General features: G+C 63.7%; 1 protein-coding gene. It reads right to left on the reverse strand.

The window, feature by feature from the left end; all coding sequences use genetic code 11:
- On the reverse strand, positions 1-1185 hold a 1185-nt coding region (locus EN939_RS34985; protein ID WP_164751549.1), incomplete at both ends, for a class I tRNA ligase family protein.

The raw sequence follows: 1185 nt of genomic DNA on the forward strand, positions 1-1185 counted from the left end.
GTCCTTGTCCATGTAGACGAACCACTGCGGCGTGTTGCGAAAGATGATCGGTTTCTTGGACCGCCAGGAGTGAGGGTAGCTGTGCTTCAGCCGGCCGCGCGCGAACAGCGCGTTGCGCTTGATCAGCTCGTCGATGACGGCCTGGTTGGCGTTGCCCTTCTTGCCGTTGTCGTCGATGACACGCGCCGGTCCACCCTCCCGGTCGGGGCCGAAACCCGGCGCGTCCTTGGTGAAGAAACCGCCGTCGTCGACGGTGAACGGGATGGCGGGATCGATGCCGCGTGCGCGCAGATCCACCGCCGCATCCATCCAGGCGTCAAAGTCCTCGCGGCCGTGGCCGGGCGCGGTGTGGACGAAGCCGGTGCCGGCATCGTCGGTGACGTGGTCGCCGGCGAGCATCGGAACGGCAAAGTCGTAGCCGCCGCAAAAACCCTTGAGCGGATGCGAAAGCGTAAGGCTTCCAAGCTCTTGCGCCGAAACGCTGCGGAGACGATTCAAGGTGACCTTGGCCTTGACCGAGGAGTCTTCGGCCAGCGCATCGGCAAAGATCAGTTTTTCACCCGACTGCGGGCCGAATGCGTTCTCGGCTGCCGTGACCTCATAGAGGCCATAGTTGATGCGCGGCGAATAGTTGACGGCACGGTTGCCGGGGATCGTCCATGGCGTCGTCGTCCAGATGACGACATGTGCCTGCAGCAGATCGAGTGCGCCCTCCGTCAGCTTGGTCTCGCCATCGACAGGGCGGGCCAAGCTGGCGACCGGAAACTTCGCCCAGATCGTGTCGCTCTCATAGTCGTGGTACTCGATCTCGGCCTCGGCCAGCGCCGTGCGCTCGACCACGCTCCACATCACCGGCTTGGAGCCGCGATAGAGCTGGCCCGACATGGCGAATTTCAAGAGCTCGCCGGCGATGCGCGCCTCGGCATGGAAAGCCATCGTCGTATAGGGGTTCTTGAAATCGCCGATGACGCCGAGGCGCTGGAACTCGGCCCCCTGCACAGCGATCCAACCCGCGGCGAACTCACGGCATTCCTTGCGGAATTCGTTGACCGGCACCTCGTCCTTGTTCTTGCCCTTGGCGCGGTACTGCTCCTCGATCTTCCACTCGATCGGCAGGCCGTGGCAGTCCCAGCCGGGCACATAGTTCGAGTCGTAGCCGCGCATCTGGAACGAGCGGGTGATGAC

Source organism: Mesorhizobium sp. M7A.F.Ca.CA.002.05.1.1, assembly GCF_003998335.1.
Lineage (GTDB): Bacteria > Pseudomonadota > Alphaproteobacteria > Rhizobiales > Rhizobiaceae > Mesorhizobium.